Annotated in this window: 18 protein-coding genes; 10 read left to right on the top strand and 8 right to left on the bottom strand. The window is 41.7% G+C overall.

All coding sequences use genetic code 11. The features are described 5' to 3' along the window. Positions 1-10 precede the first annotated feature (10 nt). Positions 11-1,864, top strand: coding sequence for a DUF262 domain-containing protein (locus tag F8S12_RS07625; RefSeq protein WP_196515712.1), 1,854 nt, complete (start codon positions 11-13; stop codon positions 1,862-1,864). Between the two features lie 110 nt (positions 1,865-1,974). Here F8S12_RS07625 and F8S12_RS07620 read toward each other — a convergent pair whose 3' ends face one another. Beyond that, a complete protein-coding gene (locus F8S12_RS07620; protein ID WP_196515711.1) occupies positions 1,975-2,634 on the bottom strand; it encodes a class I SAM-dependent methyltransferase in 660 nt (219 codons plus the stop codon). Positions 2,635-2,836: 202 nt separating this feature from the next. Beyond that, a complete protein-coding gene (locus F8S12_RS07615; protein WP_196515710.1) occupies positions 2,837-3,331 on the bottom strand; it encodes a hypothetical protein in 495 nt (164 codons plus the stop codon). A gap of 163 nt (positions 3,332-3,494) precedes the next feature. Here F8S12_RS07615 and F8S12_RS07610 point away from each other — a divergent pair, with 163 nt between their 5' ends. The 3 genes from F8S12_RS07610 to F8S12_RS07600 all read left to right on the top strand — a co-directional run bounded on the left by F8S12_RS07610 (position 3,495) and on the right by F8S12_RS07600 (position 6,259). Continuing rightward, on the top strand, positions 3,495-5,363 hold the full coding sequence (locus F8S12_RS07610; RefSeq protein ID WP_196515709.1) for a serine/threonine protein kinase: 1,869 nt from the start codon (positions 3,495-3,497) through the stop codon (positions 5,361-5,363). A 150-nt stretch (positions 5,364-5,513) separates the two neighbouring features. Beyond that, complete coding sequence (locus F8S12_RS07605) at positions 5,514-5,813, top strand: hypothetical protein (RefSeq protein ID WP_196515708.1); 300 nt, start codon at positions 5,514-5,516, stop codon at positions 5,811-5,813. 8 nt (positions 5,814-5,821) lie between these two features. Continuing rightward, complete coding sequence (locus tag F8S12_RS07600) at positions 5,822-6,259, top strand: type II toxin-antitoxin system VapC family toxin (protein ID WP_230967868.1); 438 nt, start codon at positions 5,822-5,824, stop codon at positions 6,257-6,259. Between the two features lie 196 nt (positions 6,260-6,455). Here F8S12_RS07600 and F8S12_RS07595 read toward each other — a convergent pair whose 3' ends face one another. The 4 genes from F8S12_RS07595 to ndhL all read right to left on the bottom strand — a co-directional run bounded on the left by F8S12_RS07595 (position 6,456) and on the right by ndhL (position 9,066). Next, positions 6,456-7,133 (bottom strand): heterocyst differentiation related protein, encoded by a 678-nt coding sequence (locus F8S12_RS07595; protein WP_196515706.1) that lies wholly within the window; start codon positions 7,131-7,133, stop codon positions 6,456-6,458. A gap of 236 nt (positions 7,134-7,369) precedes the next feature. Next, positions 7,370-8,197: a tryptophan synthase subunit alpha gene (gene trpA, locus F8S12_RS07590; protein WP_196515705.1), complete on the bottom strand. Its 828-nt coding sequence runs from the start codon at positions 8,195-8,197 to the stop codon at positions 7,370-7,372. Positions 8,198-8,517: 320 nt separating this feature from the next. Then, positions 8,518-8,829, bottom strand: coding sequence for a DUF3007 family protein (locus F8S12_RS07585; RefSeq protein WP_196515704.1), 312 nt, complete (start codon positions 8,827-8,829; stop codon positions 8,518-8,520). 24 nt (positions 8,830-8,853) lie between these two features. Then, complete coding sequence (gene ndhL, locus F8S12_RS07580) at positions 8,854-9,066, bottom strand: NAD(P)H-quinone oxidoreductase subunit L (RefSeq protein WP_196515703.1); 213 nt, start codon at positions 9,064-9,066, stop codon at positions 8,854-8,856. Positions 9,067-10,108: 1,042 nt separating this feature from the next. Between ndhL and F8S12_RS07575 the strand changes: the two genes are divergently transcribed. Further along, positions 10,109-11,428, top strand: a complete 1,320-nt coding sequence (locus F8S12_RS07575; protein ID WP_196515702.1) for a hypothetical protein — start codon at positions 10,109-10,111, stop codon at positions 11,426-11,428. Between the two features lie 12 nt (positions 11,429-11,440). Here the strand turns inward: F8S12_RS07575 and F8S12_RS07570 are convergent, their stop codons facing one another. Further along, positions 11,441-12,361 carry a lysylphosphatidylglycerol synthase domain-containing protein gene (locus tag F8S12_RS07570; protein ID WP_196515701.1) on the bottom strand — a complete coding sequence of 307 codons (921 nt, stop codon included), beginning with the start codon at positions 12,359-12,361 and terminating at the stop codon, positions 11,441-11,443. A gap of 345 nt (positions 12,362-12,706) precedes the next feature. Here F8S12_RS07570 and F8S12_RS07565 point away from each other — a divergent pair, with 345 nt between their 5' ends. Beyond that, entirely contained in the window at positions 12,707-13,273 is a 567-nt protein-coding gene (locus F8S12_RS07565; RefSeq protein WP_196515700.1) for a DUF6658 family protein, read from the top strand. 99 nt (positions 13,274-13,372) lie between these two features. After that, positions 13,373-14,026 carry a hypothetical protein gene (locus tag F8S12_RS07560; protein ID WP_196515699.1) on the top strand — a complete coding sequence of 218 codons (654 nt, stop codon included), beginning with the start codon at positions 13,373-13,375 and terminating at the stop codon, positions 14,024-14,026. Positions 14,027-14,412: 386 nt separating this feature from the next. Here the strand turns inward: F8S12_RS07560 and F8S12_RS07555 are convergent, their stop codons facing one another. Then, a complete protein-coding gene (locus tag F8S12_RS07555) occupies positions 14,413-14,874 on the bottom strand; it encodes a hypothetical protein (protein WP_331001366.1) in 462 nt (153 codons plus the stop codon). Positions 14,875-15,120: 246 nt separating this feature from the next. Here F8S12_RS07555 and F8S12_RS07550 point away from each other — a divergent pair, with 246 nt between their 5' ends. The 3 genes from F8S12_RS07550 to F8S12_RS07540 all read left to right on the top strand — a co-directional run. Further along, positions 15,121-16,656, top strand: a complete 1,536-nt coding sequence (locus tag F8S12_RS07550; RefSeq protein ID WP_196515698.1) for an AAA-like domain-containing protein — start codon at positions 15,121-15,123, stop codon at positions 16,654-16,656. Beyond that, the gene (locus tag F8S12_RS07545) at positions 16,649-16,816 is read left to right on the top strand and encodes a hypothetical protein (RefSeq protein WP_196515697.1); all 168 of its coding nucleotides are present in this window, start codon (positions 16,649-16,651) and stop codon (positions 16,814-16,816) included. Before F8S12_RS07550 ends, F8S12_RS07545 begins: the two co-directional genes overlap by 8 nt. Before the next feature lie 2 nt (positions 16,817-16,818). Next, positions 16,819-19,296: AAA-like domain-containing protein (locus tag F8S12_RS07540; RefSeq protein WP_196515696.1), on the top strand; the 2,478-nt coding region annotated here is incomplete at its 3' end.

Here is a 19,296-nt window from a genome sequence, read left to right as displayed (position 1 = left end):
TTAGCTTGGTATGGAATTTTACGAAAATAAGTTAAATTCACATGCCAATCTTGATATTTACTCAAAGTTAAGTAAGGTTAGTTTAATGTCTACATACACTGATCGTATTCAACCAACTGATTCTGGTATTGCTACCTATTTGGAAAATCTCTTAGCTAGTAAGTATCAAATTCCCACTTTTCAAAGAGATGTCGTCTGGGAGAAAGAAAATGTTAAAAAACTTTGGGATAGTATTTATAAGTTCTACCCTTTAGGAAGTATTTTAATTTGGAAAACCAGTACTAAGCTAGAAAGCCATAGAGAAATAGGAGGTATTAAACTTCCTGATAATTTTTCTTTTAACGAATACCAATATATTTTAGATGGACAACAAAGAACAACTGCCCTTCTAATGTCAATACATGGAGGTAAGATTGCTGACAAGGAAAATTTCGATCCAACCTTGTATATAGACTTGACTATTGAACTTACTGATGCTACTGATGATACAAGTTATAAAGAAAGGTTTTTATTCTGGGATGAAATTGATGATAAAGATGGTCAAGTAAAGTTTAATTTAGAGAGGAATAAGCGTTACAAACAAGGATTAATTGTCAAGCTAAAAGATATTAAAGCTGATTACGATACTATAGAAGATTGTCTTTTGGAGAGTGAAAACAATAATAAGAATTTGTATAGAAAACAGCTAAAGAGAGTTCGACAGATTTTTGATAACTACAGGATTTCTTTTATTGAGTTACGAGGTATTGAAGTTACAGAAGTCTGCCAAATATTTGAGCGGATTAATCAAGCTGGTAAACCATTATATATCTTTGATATTGTGGTAGCTAAAACTTTTCGGATTGAGGACAAAAAGAATAATATTTCTGGGTTTTACCTTCGTGAATTGATTAATAATTTTAGAGAGTCTATTGCTAGCAGTCTGTATACAAGTGTTGATGATTGGACATTACTTCAGATGCTAGCTGTAGTAGTAAAACTTGAATTTCCCAATGCAGGGATACAAAATATTACTGATATGTATCTTAATAAGCTAAAAACAGAACATATTGAGGCTGTATTGTCTAATTTTAAAATAGCCGTTGCTAAAACTTTTGATTTCTTTGATAATATCTTGCACATTAAAGGTGGAAGATTAATCCCTTACCGATATTTATATCTGACTATTACAGCATATTTTTATCGTAATCATAAACCAGATTATAGTTTTTTAAATAAATATTTTTGGTATTATAGTTTTCATAATGCAGACTTACTAACAAACACTACTCAACTCTGGCAACATATAGACATTGTTAATCAACAAAAGGCTAATAGTACTTACTCATTCAATCAATTTGATATTGATAAGAATTCCATAAGAAAATCTTTATACAGTTATAGAGGTCGCTTATCCAGAGCAATCCTATCGCTTTATGCAAACCACAAGCCGCAAGATTGGGCAAAACCCCATAGAGATGTTTTATGTGATGTTTATTATTTATTCACAGATAAGCCTAACTTGCACCATATATTTCCAGTTAACTTTATTAGACAGAGTGGCATTGCTAGTCAAATAGAATCTGATAGCTTGATGAATATTGCCTATCTATCTCAAATAACTAATTTGGAAATTAGCGATAAAAATCCATTAGATTATCTCAAAGAATATGATGAGCCTGGTTTAGAGACAGTGCTACGCTCTCATCTTATACCTACGATTATTCTTGAATGGTCAAGAGCCGATGCACTTCCTGAACACGCGCTGAGTATTTTTATTGAAGAAAGAGTAAATCTCTTATTAGAGGCTTTGAGGCTGAAGTTAGAAGGAATTGAATTTAATGTTTTTGATATGGCCAATCGCACAGATAATATCTATTCTTAGATAAGCGATTTTATGAAAAATAGGCATTGCTAGATAAAAATTGAATTTACCTCACGCACTCGCTCCTTTGTGTGAAATATTCATACTTTTATTCAGCAATGTTCAAAAAGTTATTTTATGGCTACGCCGATAATATGAGGACTGACAATCGGCAATTGTGCATCAAATCGCTCATAATTCACACTTGTAAAACCAGCATTTTCTAAGGCTATCCAAGTTTCTCTATCTGGATGACAACCATCACCTATTACTTTCCAAATCGGACTAATTGTGCTTTGTAGTTGTCGCAATAAAGTTTTTTGAGGTGCGGCGACGTGTTCAATAAACAAGAAGCGTCCACCCGGTTTAAGTACCCTTAAAATTGCCTGTAATGTATAATCTATATTCGGCACTGAACATAAAACTAAGGTACTAATAACAGTATCTATGCTGTTATCTTCAGCGTCTAGCCATTCAGCATTACCAATACGGAGGTCGATGTTTAAACCCAATTTTTCTGCTTGTTTGTGGAGATAGAAATGCATGTGTGGGTTTGGCTCGATTCCTATCCAGTGGATATTTTTAGGGTAGTAGGGTAGGTTAGGGCCTGTTCCTGGGCCGATTTCTAAAACTTTGCCTTGGAGATTGGCGAAAAGTGAACGTTTGCGATCGCCGACAATTTTATCATACGTACTGCTAGTTTGAGCCATCATCCACGCGAAGAAACGTTTACCAAAGTTAGCAAAAATCTGATTTGGTGAATCTCCAATAATTTGGTTTACAGTCATCATCTACTTCCTAATTTTTGAGGCTATAAATTGGTTTGCCAAGTAACCATTTATAGCCTTAAGGTACGATAGTTTGTGTTTCTTTTACCTCACCCATTAGATTCACCTGATAGGGTGATTTTGATTAACGTACATGCATAGCGATTTACCGCAAGCTACTATAGAAAGACGTTCGCGTAGCGCAGAATTCTATTGTGAGAGTATTTTATTTGTTATCCTTGGGCAATCTAGCAAACGCCTGTTTAACTAACTCCTTTGTCTTAACATCCAAACGCAGCCAATCAACTTCACCCAGTTCATCAATTAAACTAGTATCAATATCAGCAGCTTCCTCCTGTGGGGTGTATTCAAGAAAACACACTTCATAACACAGTTCCCACAAATCGATACTCGCTTGTTGCTGTTGACGCTCCAAACGCAGATGATATCCTGGATGGGGCATAGGTAGACGAGCAAGAGTCTCTCTGATTTCATCTGCTTCTTCGGGCGTTGCAGTTTCCATTGCTTGCAATAGCTCAGTCACCAATGCTTTGATTTCATCAGTGGTACTAGGCGGCCAAATCAGTACATCGTGATAAGTTCCCGTCCAGGAAGATTCATCAAGCAACTTGCGGATATTGTCGATAACGCGAATGAAAGCAGGTTGCATGAGGATTTCAGCCTGCTGCCATGCAACTGAGTTTGTTATTTTAGGTGGCATTGGTAGTAAACAGGGACACTAAAAGAAAAATAAATAGTCTGCGTTTATTAAAAAGCTGCGTTTTTAATCTAAATCTTTTCTCAAGATAGCGGATTTCATTGAAGAAAATTTGGAGATATTTATTACCAGCTGGAAAATTAGGTAATAACTCTGGGGAGGAAACATGATAGGCAAATTACTAGACAATCGTTACCAAGTAATTCGAGTCCTGGCAATGGGAGGATTTGGTCAAACCTACATTGCCCAAGATACGAGGCGGCCAGGCAATCCCATCTGCGTTGTCAAGCACCTTAAACCCGGAACTGACCCCAGAGTTTTTGATACTGCTAAACGCCTATTTAACAGCGAAGCCGAAACCTTAGAAAAACTAGGCAACCATGACCAAATACCCAGGCTGCTAGCGTACTTTGACGAAAACCAAGAATTCTATCTGGTACAAGAATATATTGAAGGACATACTTTAGCTGAGGAACTTATACCTGGTGAGCGCTGGAGTGAAAGCCGAGTAATTCAACTATTGCAGGAAGTTCTGGAAATTCTAGAATTTGTCCACCGCCAAGGAGTGATTCACCGTGACATCAAACCTGATAATATCATCCGTCGCGCCTCAGATAATAAGTTAGTTTTAGTGGACTTTGGGGCAGTGAAGCAACTGCGTACACAGATGGTCACAGTGGGCGGACAACCCTCTGCCACAGTAGTTATTGGCACTCCTGGCTATATGCCCACAGAACAAGGGCAAGGTAAACCCCGCCCCAACAGTGATATCTATTCCCTTGGCATCATCGCTATTCAAGCACTAACAGGACTCTTGCCAACACAATTGCAAGAAGACCCGGAAACCGGCGAAATCATTTGGCAGCATTCAGCAACCGTGAACTACCGACTGGCGGCAGTGTTGACTAAGATGGTGCATTATCACTTCAAAGACCGTTACCAAAACGCCACGGAAGCACTGCAAGCATATAAAGACGCGATTAATCCTGTAACTCCACTTTCCACACCTCAAGAATCCGCCAAAAATTCCAGTTACCAAGCAGCCAAATCTCAGCCTCAAGTATCTCGGCTGCAAACGGTTGCAGTTGCACCAGCAAATCCTGTCAAACCTGCCCGTAAAGATTCTAGTAAATCCGATCCGTGGCCGATATTAGTTGGCATATTATTGGCAGGTGGTGCGGCTGCCTTGGTAGCAAATGTATATCCAAATGTGAAAAATTTAGCTTCTAACCTTATGGGTAACGATACTGCCTTAGCAAATAAATGCTCGGCTGTTGTTGTCGGAAACTCTAATATCCGTTCTGAACCTAGTTCGATAAATTCTGATAATATTTTGCAAACTGTTGCTGATAAAACCAATTTCGAGGTGACTGGCAAGCAGACAAAACGAGGTTGGATAGAAGTTAAACTTAAATCTGGTCGTTTGGCTTGGGCACACCCTTATGTGATAGCTAATAAAGATCAATGGGCTTCTTGCCTGCGCGAAAAGGGGATTGCAACTAAAATTGTAGATGATAGCACTCTAATTGCGACTAGACCGATTCCCAAGCCAAAACCAAAAGCTAGGAATGTAGTAACTCCATCACCAGAAGACTCCAAGGGGTCAATTTCCGATTCTGGGAAATCAGAGCGATCGCAGCCTAATGATAACAGTGCCAATATTATAGAACAAGCAAGACAGAAGTATGAATCAGGAGATATCGTTGGTGCGATCGCACTTTTAAGATCGATTCCAGCAAATGCTGCTTCTAGTATCCAAGAGACGGGCAAAGTAATTGCCCAGTGGCAGGAAGATTGGGCTAAGGCGGAGGCGTTATCTAATGAGATTAATAAAGCGATCGATGATGGTAAATGGGATAAAGTTTTAGATTATAGAAACCATCCAGAAAAGTTGCCTAATACTAAATATTGGCGAAACAGAATAGAACCATTATTTAAACAAGCAGCCGAAAATCTGGCAAAACAGGCACTACCCAAAGTAGACACTCAAGGTAATCAAAAGAATACTCAACAGAAACTTCCCGATACTAACTAACCTGTCACTACAGAAAGTCCCAATATCACAGAAACTCCAAAAGGCGGCTTTTAACAGTTACAAGTGTTTAGTGCTTGCTGATTTTTTTATTGCATTTCTCCCCTCATTTGTCAATGCGTAAGTTCTATAAGTATGGAAATGAGAAACAACATGGACAATAACAAAATTGAGGTTACTGGAATAAGCAAACCTCTACTAAGGCTGATTGATGAGCGAGTGAGGCACTTTGGAGGCGACAGAGCAGCGTATATCCGTGATTTGATTGAAAGGGATATCTTTGGCACATCACACGGACATAAACATACATTTGCAGAGTTTGGTACAAAGCGTACTTTTGACTCACAACAATGGGAAGCGGACATGGAATTATTAGCTCAAGGAGCGGAACAAATACCAGTTTTACCGCCAGAATCCTTTACTCGTGAAAGCATTTATGGGAATCATGACTGATGTTTTTCATGGCAGATACAAACATCCTATTACGGTTCATTTCTCCTTCAGATCCAAATCATATTTTGGTTCGTGATGCCATCTACTCCTTACTGCAAAAGGGAGAAGAAATCTGTTATACATCACAAATTTTGGGAGAATTTTGGAACGTATGCACGCGACCTACAACGGCACGGAGCGGTTTTGGCTTATCAATCGAGGAGACAGACCAGAGGGCGCAAGTGATAGAGAGGTACTTCAATTTTTTGCCTGATAATGCAGCAGTTCATACACAATGGCGGCGTTTAGTTGTCGATTATAGGGTGTCGGGAGTCAAGGTGCATGATACACGACTGGTTGCAGCAATGCTAGTGCATGGACTGACCCATATCCTTACGTTTAATATTAGTGATTTTGCCCGTTACTCAGAAATTACTGCCGTTAATCCCACAGCGATCTCACCTTAACAGATTGCTATTTTAACTAAACATAAATATAGCAATCCTAAATCATTGGTGAGGATTTCAAAGATAATTGGGTAAATTGATCAGGGGTCTAACCTTTTAAATCACAGATGAATTATCTGTGTGCATCCCGTGTATTCCTATGATTTTATTTTCCGGCGTTGCTGATTGCAGAATTCAGCAACGTCTATTTTCCCTATTAGTGCATTTCGTCGTATTCTGGGGCTTCAACTCGTCTTGCTTCCATCCGCGAAGCAGGCAGAAACTCAGCACGACGTACCGGAACCAAGGATGGCGTATTTCCTTGGTAAGGGTGAATCACTTGTACAGTCCGGGCTGGACGCTGCCGTGGCGAAAATAAAGCCAATACCCCAGCTACGACAACACCACCGCCAATAGTAAGAGTTGCGCCTCCCACAGCCCAGAGCATGGGTGAAGACCACCAAGGATTTTGTGGCTGGAATGCTGCTGCTTTTTGTTGGTTATTCTGCTGGGCTAATTGCCACTGCTGCTGAGTATTGAAATTTTGGACTTGACCTTGGAGTTGTTGATTTTGCAACTTCAACTGTTCTTTCAGTTGTTCATTGTCGTTTTTTAAACGCTCCAACTGCATTTGCGTGTTGAACTTCTCCATCTCTAGGCGTTGGTCAGTATTGGGAGCAACTGGCGGCTGAAACTGACCGGGATACACTGGCGGCGCATAAGGGTTGTAAGGAGAATACATTTGTGGCTGTACTCCCGGCGCTACCACAGTCCCCGGCATTTGCGGAGCCACAGCGAAGTTAGGTTGTAGGGGGGTATTCGTTCCTTTGAGCAATACGAGAGCTGCCAGCCCAGCTACAGCAACCCCGCCGATAAATGCCATACTCTCACTCATCGCCTTTGCTCCTCAATTGGGATGTAACTATAACAATTCGTGACTGACTCACTCTCATACTCATAATTTATGCCTACTTAACTTCACATAATACTCAAACTATTAGCGACCGTATCAGCTAGTTTTTTTACATCCTGATATCTGATGTTAATATTCAAAACTATAATGGTCAAATTGTCTACCAAGCAAGGATAGAAAAACTGCGCTGTTATACTTTTTTAATCTACTTTCCCGGTCTAATCAAGAGGAGTATTTGTACTGGTGTTGGTAGTTTTGATGGCTGCCTTGAGACTTTGGCAAAATTCGGCGATCGCATTTAGTCCTTGCTCTGGTGTACCTTGGGCTAACCGTTTCACAAAAGCGCTGCCCACGATCACGGCATCTGCGCCCCATTCCTTTACCTGACGGGCTTGTGCAGCTTCGGAGATCCCAAAGCCTACACCAATGGGTTTATCAGTAACACCACGAATTTGTTTAAGTAAATCTGACACGCGGTTTTCCAGTTGCGATCGCATTCCTGTAACACCTGTGACGCTCACTAAATAAATAAATCCTTGGGAGGAGGTAGCGATCGCTTCTATCCGTTCGGCGGAACTGGTGGGAGCAACCAACAAAGTTACATCAATTCCCATCTCCTTAGCTGGTTCGAGCAACCCTCCTGCTTCTTCCAAAGGCAAATCTGGTACTACCAATCCCGCTACCCCAGCCGCAGCAATTGAAGAGAGAAATTTTTCAATGCCCCGGTGCAAAATTGGGTTGTAGTAGGTAAATAAGATAATAGGCGATCGCAATTTGGGACTAGTTGCTTGCACCATTTCCAACACCTGCTCTAATTTTGTTCCCCTTTGCAGGGCGCGGGTAGCAGCCGCTTGAATCACTGGCCCATCCGCCAGAGGATCGGAGTATGGTACACCTAGTTCAATCATATCTGCCCCACTGCGATCCAGAATCTGCAACGCTGCTGCTGTTGTTTCTAAATTTGGATCGCCAGCAGTGATAAACGGAATTAAAGCGCACTCACGATTGTACCCAAGAGTTTCAAAGCAATCAGAAATAGCAGTCATTGTAGTCAAGTTTCAAAAATCATTGGTCAAGAGTCAGTTGTCACTTGTACTGAGCGAAGCCGAAGTATTGGTCATTCGTAACTAGACAAAGGACAAGGGACGAATGGCACTAAGAAAAGCCCAAAGGCTTGTGTCACCTCGTTCCCAGTCTTAGACTGGGAATGTATTCTGAGAGGCTCTGCCTCTCGTCAAGAAAGAGGAGGCGGAGCCTCCCAATATGGATTCCCAGCCTGGAGGCTGGGAACCAGTCAGGGCAAGGGCTGTATCTTAACTTAGTGGCATTCGGACAAGGGACAAAGAACAACTGACCAATGATAACTTTATACCTGAGATTGCTCTTCTTGTTCTATTTCAGATTGAATTCGTGCTAGTTCTTCGGGAGTAAGCTCTTCTAACCGCTTTTGCAGAAAGTTTTGCTCATACTGTTCCCGCTGTTGGTGGTAGGTCATTTTTTGTCCCGCCGCCCGGAAAAAATAGGTGGCTAACCAGCCAACTAACCCACTGGCTAGTAAGACTTGGCTCCATATACCAGCTTCCTGATTATCCAAACCGACTAGCTGCAATCCTATGTATGCCAAGCCGCCGGCAATAAAAACGCCCAAGCCAATTCCAATAGCGTCAATCCGTCGCATGAGAGTTATGACCTACCAATCTCGTTAAACTTCAATTTGTCGCCGTTGGGGTCGAAAATTTACAAACGGCGATAGAACCAACAAACCCGGAAAGAAGAAGAACACCAAAAAGTACATAAAGACACGCTCGATGGAGCTAGCTACATACCAACGCTGCTTCAGATATAGCAAGACAGCGATCGGGATTACTAGAAGGTAAGCTCCAGCCAAAATCAGATACAGCAGGGCGACAATCATAACTTTCAAGTCTTAAGCATCTGTTTTCCATCATAGGCTGAAGAGCCAGACTCAGCGAAGTATAATCATGATGCTTTCACAATAACTGCGCCAGAATTGCCGCGTCTATGTCAAAATTGACCGATCAGAGGTAGATTATGCTATGATTATAAATCCACCGGCAAATAAATGCTTTAGTCAGACAAGCTCGAAAATGCTTATCCAAATTAGATTTATTACGAGGAAACAAAGAAAACTTTGAACTCTGAAAAACAATGTGGATAAAATTTTTCAATTCAGTTGGACAAAAGACACAATTGATGGTGGAATATATGAGGAGGTATTTGCTGCCTCCACAAAATAACTAGTTACACTAGTTAGGAAACAGCTGCGGGGGCGTGGCGGAATGGTAGACGCTACGGACTTAGATAACTGAGCCTTGAAGGAGAAATCCCTCAAGTGGAAGCTCTCAAACTCAGGGAAACCTAAATCTGGTGACAGACATGGCAATCCTGAGCCAAGCCCAAAAATTTTAGATTTGCAATTTTAGATTTGCGATTGGTCTTCAATCCAAAATCCAAAATCCAAAATCCAAAATTGAGGGAAGGTGCAGAGACCCGACGGGAGCTACCCTAACGTTAAAGTCGAGGGTAAAGGGAGAGTCCAATTCTTAAAACCTGATCTAATTAAAGTGATCAGGTAGCAGTGAAAACTGCGGGAGAATGAAAATCCGTTGACCGTAAAAGGTCGTGTGGGTTCAAGTCCCTCCACCCCCATTTAAAATGCCAAAATACTCCTATAGAAGCTATGGGTGGGTTGTATTTAATATATCAATTCGCCCATAGCTTTTATGTATGGTACTTAATTTTTAGAACTAAGTAATTTCACTGAATTATTTGATGAAGTATTAAAAAAGTTGTATTTAATACTTTATTTAGAGTCAGAGTTTATCAAATTTATGTAAAAAGATTACTCAATCTCTGAAGAATAGATTGATGCTACTGTTCACTAAGTTAAGCTGGTAATAATATGAACAGGAAGCCTTTTTATCCTGATAACTGAAATGACTGCTAAGAGTTTATCAATTAGTCACGGATATCCTCATTGTATTACGTCTAAATCTAAACCGCTAAATGTGCAAATTGCCCAAGAGGAGGTTTATAGCTTCTTCGGGGAAATTGCTAAAAAACTGTCGCCCGATGATATTTTACGGGAATTCAAAAGTTTATTTATAGACAGCCTTGATTCACAGGACTCCCATTCTGTACCTGGAATATACAGGATTTTTTTAGATGATAACGAACAGGAGTTCTGTAATACACTAAAGCGGTGTATTTATATAATAATTAACAATTGGATAACCAATAGAAAAGACAAATATATCAAAGAATTAGTTAATTTATTTGCTAATGAAAACCTGAAAGTAAAGACAAATAGTTCTCCAGCGATAAATATTTATAAAGGGTGGTTAAATAATTTCATCAATAGCAAAGACTACCAAGAATTAAAATTATTTGCTGCTAAATATGAGGAATCATCTAAAAGTCATTGGGCTAATCGTTACACTTCCTATTTATTAGTTGATCAATCTGTTAATAAAAATAATCCAAGAGAGCAACAAGAAGCCGCTAGAAGGCTTTCTAGACAGATAAAAGACAAGTTTAAGTTTGAGATGGCAATGTATATTGCTCGTTCTCAATCTGCCGCCTCAAGCACAACACGCTACAATAATCCCAGTATTTTGGGAGATAATGTTCTGCATTTAATAAAAGCAATTGTTTTAAGAAGGGGTGTATTTAGTCATGAAAATATTGCCAATATATTTATCAAGCAAACTCAAGAGCAAACTCTTGGAGAATTTAAAAAAAGTATAGAAAAATATCTATTTTTTTCTGTAGATAATCAAGAATTAGTCGAGAGTTTACGACAGCAGTTCGCAAAGAGTTTATCTTTATGGAAGAAAGATCATAATCAAGAAATTCTCACTAAAGAATTTTTTCTGAGAACTTGTAATCGAGTGATTGATTGTTTGACGACAGAAAATGGGAAAGAACCTTCGTCATTATTTATAATATTGCTTACCCAAGGTCACTCTCTAACGCTGGTGATTATACTGCTAAAGACTATTTTGATTTGTAGAAATTCCCGTAGACATTTAGAAATTAGGATTGCTCATCTGATTCGTTATTACGAAAAATATCCTGAAGATGAGTGTAAGTGGGTAATCAATTTTATGGAAGTTTTTAATATCACGTTTGCAATTTACACAGAAAATGTAGAATACAACTTGATTAAGACGAAAGAAAATCAAAGCAGTAATCCGCAGTTGAACCTGGATGATTATCGTGTGTTTTCACAAATGAAGGTTGATAGACAAAAATGAGTTTTGCCTGATTCATGATTTAGCAAGGCGTTCGTCTAACCAAGCCAAAGCAGCACCCGCAGTTTCAGCGAGGATACTAATGAGGCGATATAAAGCGATCGCACTAAATACTATAGCAGAGGGAAAGTTGTGTCGCAAAAGTTCATAGGCAGTCGCTTCAAACACACCTAACCCGCCAGGCGCACCCGGAATGATAAACCCCAACAACCAAGCGCAACTAAAAGCCCCTAACAACAAAGGAATTTGATTCACATTTAACGAATCCAGGGCAAACATAGTTAATATAAATCCGGTGGCGCGTAGTCCCAAAAAGCCCAATTCTCCTAACAAAGGCCGTAGGGGATACTTTTTAAGAGTGAAGGGAACGGTTGACTCAGTGGTGACAGCAGACTTTTTTGATTTCAATCTGTACAAAAAGCGGATAACTGGGTTTAAAAACCAAGGATGAATCGCACAAAGAACTACAGCTAAACTCAGTAATTGTAGTATTTGCAGAATAAGGGTAGTATTAGCTGCTGCAAATTGGCTACTGCATAGGATAATGATGATTAAAGCAGCTGCTAGCATGAGTAGCGGTTCCAGCAAAACGCTTAAGGTGGCTGCACCAGTTGAAATATTGGCATTTTTGGCGGCGACAATTCGCCCGTAGTGATGCCAGATATTGCCTGGTAAGTATTTAGCTATGTTCGTTTTGAGGTAAACTTGGATGAACTGGGAAGATGATACGGGTTGATTTAACTCTTGGAGAATCCAAGTCCAGATCCAGCCTGCCCAAGTATGTGCTAGTAAAGTGACTCCTGTAGCGATCGCTATAATTGCCCATGCTACCCCATCAATGCGGATAGCAGTCACTTCAATCCAATTATCCCTCAGAGCTTTCCCTAAAAAAAACAGCGTTCCCCCCAAAATTATCCAGCGTAAAAATTGCTTCATTAATTTAGTAATTTAACGGTTAGAGCAACAAGGACTGAATGCCTAAACTATTAAAGTTCATCAGCTACCTATCCAAAGCTTTTGAAGTGTTAAACAGGTTTATGTAGTTCTTTTGCGAAAAATATATTGTTTTATTTTATATCTCTCTAGAGTTAGATAAAAATATTATATCTATCCTAATTAAAATGTGGCCTGCGCTAGAGGTAAAGTTAATTTTATTATTCATATCCTTAATAGAGGTTATCAAAGATTAGGCAACCAAAATAAGCATAATGATTTGTTGATGAATCCAATGATTCAGCAAAGCTTTAGCTTATTAATAAATATTTTGGTAAGGAGGACTAGATGAACGCTGTGAGAGTATTTTTGAAAAAAATAAGATTGCGCCAGATATTAACTATCTTTTTAGCTGGACTATTGTTGATAGTTAGCACTGCTTGTAGTGGGGCAAATGCTCAAGGTGCAAATCCACAAAATCCTGCTGTTCAAGCTGGGGGAGCAAACAATCCCTATAAGAATGGTGGAGACAAGTATAGCAACTACAGAATGTCTACCGATCCAAAAATAGCAAATCCAAAAGCCAATCAGGGAGATGACCAAGCTAGCTTACAACTAAGTTCGCAATTGTTGATTGCTGCGAATAGAGAATCTAAGCTACTTTATCCTGGTGCCGAGACACCAGCAGGTCGAGTTCAGAAAGAAGCAGAACTGCCAATCATCACAGAGAAGGACTTCCAACAACCTGAACCAGGTAGTTTGATTCAGAATGAACTAGATTTAGGAATTCGGGTTCAAGAGCGTCTTGATACTGTAACAGATGCTGTTGAAGAAGCTTCCGGCTTTTTAAAAGATAAGGCAGATGAAGCGAATGCCAGACCTGAATTACAAAAAAATCCAGCAGTAGGCAGATAAAAGTCTTATTATGTCTTAGTGCTTAGAATTGGAAATCAATTCTAAATGCCATCTTCGTTGAAGTTTAATTTAGTCACAAAAATGCAAGGAGTTACGACTATGAAAAAAGCAATGACTTGGCTGAAAAATATTCGTCCATTGAAAGTTTTAACTGTTTTTTTTGCAGGAATATTTATATTTCTGACACAAGCTTGTGGAGATCCTGGAATAGCAACACAGCCAGCACAGCCTGATGCTCAATCACCTTATTCCAAACGATACGATCCCACAAAAGATACTCCTCTCTCTTCTCCTGCTGGTGGGATTAATAATTTTAGTGATGTAGATCCCAGAGCGAAGGATGAAAAGGCAGCGAATGATAGAGGTGATGCCTTAGCAAAAAATGCTCAAAAAAATGTTGAGCAGAAGGGAATTGACAGCCGAGAGCAATATGTAAAAAATTACCAAGAAGGTACACCCCTTGGTGAAAGAGTGAAGAACCTGGGTGAAGATATTGGCAGTTCTGCTGAAGAAGTTCGGAAGGGTGTTGTTAAGGGGACTCAGCGAGGAATTGAAAATCTCAAGGGTAATACCCAGAATGCTGCCGAAGATACCCAAAATGCAGCCAAAGACTTGACAAAAAATGTTCAGCGTGGAGCTGAGGATGCTGGTAAAAATGTTCAGCGCACGGCTAAGGATGCTGGTAAGAATGTTCAGCGCACTGCTGAGAATGCTGGCGACGCAGTAAAGAAGACAGTCAGAGACATTGATTGAAATTAGTCATTTCATCTGTTGCAAAAATCTGAAAGTGCCCACAGACTAAAGTCTAGGGCTACCCAAGTAAAGCCTGCCTATGCAGGCTTTTATGGTTTTAGGTGGGGTTTAATGGGAGCATCTCACTTTCGTAAAAAGCTTTGTAAAACCTCACCCCAACCCTCTCCTTACTAAGGAGAGGGAGCAAGAATCTTTTTTCTCATCTGGTATATTTGCAAAACTGAGATGCTCCCGGTTTAATGGGAGCATCTCACTTTCGTAAAAAGCTTTGTAAAACCTCACCCCAACCCTCTCCTTACTAAGGAGAGGGAGCAAGAATCTTTTTTCTCATCTGGTATATTTGCAAAACTGAGATGCTCCCGGGTTTAATTGCCTGAACATCAGCCTTAATTCAGTTGATTGTGTATCAGTGGTGTTAATAAGTTCAAAATCCGTGCTGCGTTGGCGTAGCCTCTCATAGACAAGCTGGCCGCAGGTATCGCTTCATTTTCTGGCGCTGGCATTTTTGCATCTTGTGGTTTGAATTTTGTACCTGGTCTTTTAGCTCCGTCAATGAGTCTTTGAACTCCGTCGTTGAGTCTTTTAGCTCCGTCGTTGAGTCTTTTAGCTCCGTCAACGAGTCTTTGAACTCCGTCGTCGAGTCTTTTAGCTCCGTCAACGAGTCTTTGAACTCCGTCGTCGAGTCTTTTAGCTCCGTCAACGAGTCTTTTAGCTCCGTCAACGAGTCTTTGAACTCCGTCGTCGAGTCTTTTAGCTCCGTCGTTGAGTCTTTTAGCTCCGTCAACGAGTCTTTGAACTCCGTCAACGAGTCTTTGAACTCCGTCAATGAGTCTTTGAACTCCGTTCACGAGTCTTTGAACTCCGTGAGCAATTTTTTAGTGCTGTCGGTAATTGCCTGCAACTGCGCTGTAGTAGAGTGTATTTAATTGATAGCGCTGTGAATAAAATCCTGATTTTTTCAGCTAATCCTCAAAAAAGGGAAAAGCTACCCTTGGATGACAAAACACACAATTACTCAACTTCGGTACAAGATTAACTCGCAACTAGATAAGCTTTTCCATTCAAAGAGCTGAAGGAAGACAAGGTTAATAGTAATGTTAAACTCACAGGCTAAACGCATCTTCATCAGCTATAAGCGTAATGCTAGCCCCGATGAACCGGTGGCGGTGCAAGTCTACGAGGCACTATCGCAGCAGCACAAAGTTTTTATCGACCAAACCATGTCTGTTGGTACACGCTGGGCTGAATGTATTGAGGCAGAAATCCGTCAAGCTGATTTTCTGATTACTTTCCTTTCAGCCTTGTCAACTAACAGTGAGATGGTGGTTGCAGAAATAGAGACAGCACACCACTTGGCAAAATCACAAGCAGGATGCCCCATAATTCTCCCAGTGCGTCTGGCGTATCAAGAACCGTTCCTATATCCCTTGAGTGCTTATTTAAATGGGATTAATTGGGCATTCTGGAAAGATGAGAATGATACGCCGCGTTTGATTGCAGAGTTATTGCAGGCTGTCTCTGGCGGTGCATTGGCTATCAGTGAAGAAAAATCGAAAGCAGACTTACTCCAGATGAGTGAGCCGTCACTGCTACTCCGTCCCTTTCCTTCAGCACAGCCTGTTTCGCTGGAAATGCCGGAAGGAACTATGGAAGCGCAATCTGCTTTTTATGTGGAACGCTCATCTGATGCACTTGCTTTGCAGACTATTGAGCGGCAGGGTGTGACAATTACAATTAAAGGCCCCCGACAAATGGGCAAGAGTTCGCTGTTAATCCGCACAATTCATACTGCTGTAAATGCAGGAAAGCGGGTTGCTTTGCTGGATTTCCAATTGTTTGATAAAGCCGCCCTGACTAATGCTGATCTTTTCTTTCGCCAGTTCTGTACTTGGTTAACTGATGAACTGGAAATGACTGATAAGGTTGATGAGTATTGGAATATGCCTTTGGGCAATAGTCAGCGTTGCACTCGCTATGTCGGTCGCTATTTGCTCAAGGAGTTTGGCAACCCCATTGTCTTAGCGATGGATGAAGTTGAAAGGGTCTTTGATACTGATTTTCGCTCTGATTTCTTTGGAATGCTGCGAAGCTGGCATAATAGCCGCGCCACTACTCCCATTTGGAAGCAACTGGATTTAGCGCTGGTTACTTCCACGGAACCCTACCAATTAATTGATAATCTTAACCAATCTCCCTTTAATGTTGGGCTAGTAATTGATTTAGAGGACTTTACAGCAGCACAGGTTGCTGACCTTAACCGCCGTCATGGTTCACCCATCAATGCCAATGAAGAGAAGCAATTGATGGCGTTGCTGGGTGGACATCCTTATTTAGTCCGCCTTGCACTTTACTCAGTTGCGATCGCACGCCTCTATCCTACCGAACTATTTGCCAATGCGATCGCAGATAATGGTCTTTTTGGCAATCATCTACGTAACCACCTTTTCCGGCTGCATAACAAACAAGAGTTGGTTAAGGGTATGTTCCAAGTAATTCACCAGAACACCTGTGAAGATGAGAGCATTTTTTTCCGCTTGCGGGGTGCAGGTTTAGTGCGCCGACAAGGGCGTGTAGTGCTTCCCCGTTGTCAACTTTATGCTGATTATTTCCGGGAGCATTTGCGTGGCTAATCCAACTACTTACATCGTCGGCGGAACTGTCACCTCGTTCCCAGTCGGAGACTGGGAATGCTCTCACAGAGGCTCTGCCTCTGATTATGAAGTCTGGAGGCAGAGCCTCCTTGTAGGCATTCCCTGCCAGAGTCAGGGAACGAGGGATGATGGGGGATGAGCATGAATAATTCAAGTATTTACACTGTTGGGGGGACTGTACAGGCTGGTGGTGGTATTTACATTCCCCGTCAAGCTGATGAGGAACTGCTCGGTTTATGTAAGTCGGCAACTTTCGCTTATGTTCTCACGCCGCGCCAAATGGGTAAGTCTAGCTTAATGGTACGCACGGCAGAAACATTAAGGGACGAAGGAATTCGCTCGGTAATTGTTGACCTTCAAGAATTGGGGGCAAATGTCACAGCAGAACAGTGGTATTTTGGCTTTTTGGTCAAACTAGATGACCAACTCATGTTTGATACAGATGTGGTGAGTTGGTGGCAAGAACATGAGCATTTGGGAGTATCGCAACGGCTGACACAGTTTTTTGAGCGGGTTTTGCTGGCTGAGGTTGAGGGGCAAGTTGTGATTTTTGTGGATGAAATTGACTCTACCCTCAGCCTAAATTTTACCGATGATTTTTTTATTGCCATTCGTTATCTCTATGTTGCCCGTGCGACTAATCCTGAGTTTGGGCGGCTTTCTTTTGTCTTAATGGGGGTAGCGACTCCCGGCGATTTAATCCGCGATGCCAAGCGCACCCCGTTTAATATTGGACAGCGTGTAGATTTAACTGATTTTACCGTTGAGGAAGCTTTGCCCTTGGCTGAAGGATTGGGATTAGCTAGCGATGAGTCCAAGGAGATATTACGCCGGGTGTTGAAGTGGACGGGGGGACATCCTTATTTAACGCAGCGTCTTTGTGGCGCATTGGTTTTGATCCCCCCAACCCCCCTTCAAAAGGGGGGCAAGAGGGTTTCCCCCTTTTTTACGTGGGCCAGGGAGGATCAAGTCTCATCCGCAGACGATGTAGACAGCACAGAGACGGTTCCCACCTTTTTAAGGGGGGTTAGGGGGGATCAAGTCTTATCCGCAGACGATGTAGACAGCACAGAGACGGTTCCCCCCTTTTTAAGGGGGGTTAGGGGGGATCAAGTCTTATCCGCAGCCGATGTAGACAAGATAGTTAGCAGCACATTTTTCGGCGCCATGAGTGAGCAAGACAATAACTTGCAGTTTGTGCGAGATATGCTGACTAAACGCTCACCAGACCCGGAGGTTTTGACTATTTACCGCGAGATTCGCTGGGGTAAGCGGGCGGTTGTTGATGAGGAGCAGTCTTTAGCTAAATCTCACTTGAAGCTATCGGGGGTGGTGCGGCGAGAGAATAATGTTTTGCGGGTGCGGAATCAAATCTATCGGCAAGTCTTTGATGACAAGTGGATTAATAAACATTTGCCGTTTAACTTGCGGGATAGGTGGGAACAGCTTAAACCTGCACTGCCTTATGTAGCTGTGCTGGTAGTATTTTCGGTTTTAATGACGGGAGTGGCTGTGTATGTGAATGACCAACGTCTGATTGCCCAAGATGCCGGCGATAGAGAAAAACAACAGCGTCAAGAAGCAGAAACTCAACGTAATAACGCAACGCGAGAAGCTGAAAATGCGCGAACACAGCAGAAAACAGCAGAGGAACAACGCCGGGAGGCAGAAAAGCAAAAGCGCATTGCTAATAAGGAGAGTGAAAGAGCTAAAAAAGGAGAGGAGCAAGCAAAATTTGCACAACAATTAGCTGAAGAAAGAGGAAAAAAGTTAGCAAATGCACTTGATAAAACAAAAACTGCTGAACAATTAGCTAAAGACAGACAGGCAGAGGCTGAAAATCAGCGAAATATTGCCCAGAAACAAGAACAGCAAGCAATCGCCGCGAAAGCAGATGCGGATAAACGTCGGATAAATGCTGAAATTCTTGCCAATAGCCTCAAATCACAAAATCTGATGGCATCAAATTTAGAACTTGATGCTTTAGTAGCAGGCTTGAAGGTAGGAAAACAACTCAAAACACCAAATAAAAATGTAGAACCAGATACCCGCGTTTTAGCAGTAGCCACACTCCAGCAGGTAATTTATGGAGTTAAGGAACGTAATCGGCTAGAAGGTCATAGCAGTTGGGTTAGGGGCGTGGCATTTAGCCCCGACGGCCAAACCATTGCCTCTGCAAGTGATGACAAGACGGTGAAGTTGTGGAATCGCCAGGGGCAGCAGTTACAAACTCTCAAAGGTCATAGCAGTTCGGTTAGGGACGTGGCATTTAGCCCCGACGGCCAAACCATTGCCTCTGCAAGTGATGACAACACGGTGAAGCTGTGGAATCGCCAGGGGCAGGAGTTACAAACTCTCAAAGGTCATAGCAGTGAGGTTTTGGGCGTGGCATTTAGCCCCGACGGCCAAACCATTGCCTCTGCAAGTTCTGACAACACGGTGAAGCTGTGGAATCGCCAGAGGCAGGTGTTACAAACTCTCAAAGGTCATAGCAGTTGGGTTTGGGGCGTGGCATTTAGCCCCGACGGCCAAACCATTGCCTCTGCAAGTTCTGACAACACGGTGAAGTTGTGGAATCGCCAGGGGCAGGAGTTACAAACTCTCAAAGGTCATAGCAGT

Source organism: Nostoc sp. WHI (genome assembly GCF_015714725.1).
GTDB lineage: Bacteria > Cyanobacteriota > Cyanobacteriia > Cyanobacteriales > Nostocaceae > Nostoc.
This window is presented reverse-complemented; position numbering and strand designations above follow the sequence as displayed.